Origin of the sequence: Kitasatospora sp. NPDC057542 (genome assembly GCF_042801945.1) — a bacterium.
GTDB lineage: Bacteria > Actinomycetota > Actinomycetes > Streptomycetales > Streptomycetaceae > Kitasatospora.
On sequence record NZ_JBHVFE010000686.1, the window covers coordinates 1 to 3,313 of the forward strand.

Sequence of the window (3,313 nt, forward strand, 5' to 3'; positions counted from 1 at the left end):
GCCGCATGCGACGCCGTACCGCTCGTCAGGCCGGCGCGCTGCCGTTATTCGTGTGGCGCCGAATTCCCGCCCTCCCGGCAACAGGCATCGGTGCGCGGTTCGAGGAGGGTGCCCCTGCGAAGGGTGATCGACATCAGGTCGCTGGGGGCGTCGAGTTCCAGGCGGTGCCAGCGGCCACGCGGGACGATCACGGCGGTACCGGCCGGCAGCCGCACCATGTCCTCGGTGCCGCCGGGCGTGGTGGGACGGAAGTAGAGGCGGACACCGCCGGCCAGGCAGCACACCGCTTCCTCGGCCTCAGGGTGCATCTCCCAGTGGTCGGCGTGGACGTCGGTGTCGGTCTCCACGTGGAACGTCGCGATCTGCCAGGCGTCGGAGTCGCTGCCTGCCATCCGGCGTTCGGCGGCTCGGACCCTGCCGTCGGGATGGATGTACAGCGCCGAGGCGAACAGGTCGGCGGATGTGATCGGAGTTGTCGTCATGAGGGCGTTCCTTCCGGCTGGTTCTCTGCGAGGGCAGCGAGGCGCGGGCCGGGTGTTTCCGGTCCGCGGCGGGGTAGCGCGCCGATCGCCACGACCGCCGCGACCGCAAAGAGGGCGGCGGCTCCCGCCAGGCCCAGGGCGTAGCCGCTGTTGAGGTCGGCGGGGTCGGTGGCCGAGCCGGTGCGGTGGGCCGCGATGGTGGCGAGGGCGGCCAGGCCGACGCAGCCGCCGAGTTGGCGCGAGCTGTTGAGGAGGCCGGAGGCCATGCCGGCCTCGCGGGGGGAGATGCCGGTGGTCGCGGCGGCGGCGACCGGGGCAAGCACCAGCCCCGTGCCGATGCTGGTCACGACGGACGGACCGAGGACGTCGGCGAGGAAGCCGCCGTCCGGGCGGATGAGCGCGAACCAGGCCAGGCCCGCGGCGGCCATGACGGCTCCGGGCACGAGGGCGGCACGTGGGGTGCGCGTCGCGGTGATGCGCGTCGCGACGACGGTGCCCGCGACCAGCCCGGCGGAGAAGGGAAGGAACGCGGCGCCGGTGGCGGCGGCGCCCATGCCCAGGACCTGTTGCAGGTAGAGGGAGACGAAGTAGAAGGCCGAGAACTGCCCGGCGGCGGCGAGGAACACCAGCACGTTGGCACCGGCGACCCAGCGGCTGCGCAGCAGGCCGAGGCGCAACAGCGGTGCGGGCGAGCGGCGTTCGGTGACGACGAAGGCGGCCAGGAGTGCGATCGCGGCGGCGAGGGTCCCCAGCGTGGCCGGGGAGCCCCACCCCTGGACGTCGGTCCGCACGACACCGAACACCAGCAGCCCGACTCCTCCGGTCGCCAGGGCGGCGCCGGGCGCGTCCAGCCGCTCCCGCCGGACGGGCCGTGCCTCGGCCGCAACGCCCCCGGGGAGCAGCGCGAGGGCCGTCGCCACGATCGGCAGGTTGACCAGCATGACCCAGCGCCAACTCGCGTACTCGGTCAGCAGTCCGCCCGCCAGCACGCCCAGCGCACCGCCGGCGGCGTTCGCCGCGCTCCACACGCCGAGCGCGCGGACGCGCTGGGGGCCCTCGGTGAACGTGGTGGTGAGCATCGCGAGCGCGGCCGGGGCGGCGGCCGCGGCGCCCAGGCCCTGCCCGGCCCGTGCGGCGACCAGCTGCCAGGGCGCCTGGGCCAACCCGCCCGCCAGTGAGCACAGTCCGAACACGGCCAGGCCCAGCACGAACAACCGACGCCGACCGTACAGGTCGCAGGCACGACCGCCCAGCACCAGGAGCCCGCCGAAGGTGAGTGCGTAGACGTGCACGACCCACGACAGGTCGAGCGGCGCGAATCCCAGCGCTCTGCGGATCGCGGGCAGCGCGACATTGACCACCGACATGTCCAGGGCGAAGACGAACTGCGCGACGGTCACCACCGCCAGCACCAGGCCGGGGCGACCGGGGGAGTTTTTATACATGTAAGGAAAGTAACCCAGAGGCTCTGCGCTGTCGAGGCCTGGGGGATGATGAGGGCATGCAGCAGCCCTCCGCACCCCGCAAGGCCACCGGCCGACCTCCCCGCATCTCCCGGGAGGAGGTCATCGGGACGGCTCGCCGGATCGTGGCCGAGGAGGGCGTCGAGCGGCTGACCATGCGGCGCCTGGCCACGGAGATCGGCAGCACGCCGATGGCGCTCTACCACCATGTGCGCAACAAGGAGGACCTGCTCGTCCTGCTGCTGGACGACTACGCCTCGCGGACACTGCACCGGACCGAGCTGCCGGCCGAACCCCGGGAGCGGGTGGTCGCTGCAGCAACTGCGATCCACGAGGCCCTCGCCGCCTGCCCGTGGATCGTGGAGGTGCTGACCGCCGACGACCTGATGTCCACCCACGCCCTGTGGTTCGTCGAGCAGATCATCGACGGCTTGATCGCTTGCGGCCTGTCGCTCGAAGGGGCCGTGCAGGGCTACCGTGCGATCTGGTACTACACCGCCGGAGAGATCATGGTCCGCGCAACAGCGACCCGGCGCCGCATGGGGGTTGACCGCCCGACCTACCGGCAGCAGGTCTTCGCCGATCTCGACCCGAGCGACCTGCCTCGCCTGGCACAGATCGCGGACCGCTGGGAGCCGCTGACCGCTCAGGACACCTACCAGGACGGACTCCGTTCCCTGGTGGACGGCCTCCTCACCGTGCGCTGAGTAGGCGATGGTGTGGTTCAGCCGGTCTGACGATTCTCGGCGGAGACCGCTCATGTCAGTGGCGCCCCGCTGAACCACCGGGCACGCCCCGGAGACAGCTCCACGGACATGTGCGGATCCCGACCGAAGCCGACGACACGGTGGCGACTGGCCCCGGTCTACGGCTCGCCTGGAGATGCGACGGCCCGTTCATCCTGAGTACCTGGTCTCCGGACCAGGCGTGTGGCGGTGTCGAGGCGGGTCCCGGCCTGCGCGGGGGTACGGCATTCGCACGATGCTCGCTGCCCGGTTCTCCACCATGCGGCCGAGCATCGCGGGCTCCCGTCATCCTCGGAGGCGATGTGCTGCTCCATCGCGGAGATGACATCGCCTCAGCCTTCTCGGCGAGGTCGCATCACCGTTCTGCGATCTACCGTTTCCGCATGACCAGACTCCGTCGTACCGCCGTGGCCGCCGTGCTCGCACTCGTCCTGCCGTTGCCGGTCGCCGGGACGAGTTCGGCGCTCGCGGCGCCCGGGCCCGTCGCCACCGCCGCCCCCGTCGCGGAGGCGTCCACCGCAAGTCTCGACCTGCCCCGGCCGACGGGGTGGCAGCCCGTCGGCCGCAGCACGCTGCACCTGGTCGACGGGGACCGCCCGGACCCGTGGGTGCCGTCCGCGGG

General features: G+C 72.4%; 3 protein-coding genes and 1 pseudogene. 2 read left to right on the plus strand and 2 right to left on the minus strand.

The features are described from left to right. Nucleotides 1-44: 44 nt before the first annotated feature. Entirely contained in the window at nt 45-482 is a 438-nt protein-coding gene (locus ACFU7Y_RS42075; protein ID WP_380771710.1) for a cupin domain-containing protein, read from the minus strand. Continuing rightward, a complete protein-coding gene (locus ACFU7Y_RS42080; RefSeq protein ID WP_380771712.1) occupies nt 479-1,927 on the minus strand; it encodes an MFS transporter in 1,449 nt (482 codons plus the stop codon). Before ACFU7Y_RS42080 ends, ACFU7Y_RS42075 begins: the two co-directional genes overlap by 4 nt. A 56-nt stretch (nt 1,928-1,983) precedes the next feature. Here ACFU7Y_RS42080 and ACFU7Y_RS42085 point away from each other — a divergent pair, with 56 nt between their 5' ends. Next, nucleotides 1,984-2,652 carry a TetR/AcrR family transcriptional regulator gene (locus tag ACFU7Y_RS42085; RefSeq protein ID WP_224282617.1) on the plus strand — a complete coding sequence of 223 codons (669 nt, stop codon included), beginning with the start codon at nt 1,984-1,986 and terminating at the stop codon, nt 2,650-2,652. 422 nt (nt 2,653-3,074) lie between these two features. After that, a pseudogene (locus ACFU7Y_RS42090) lies at nt 3,075-3,313 on the plus strand (alpha/beta hydrolase); the annotation flags it as partial.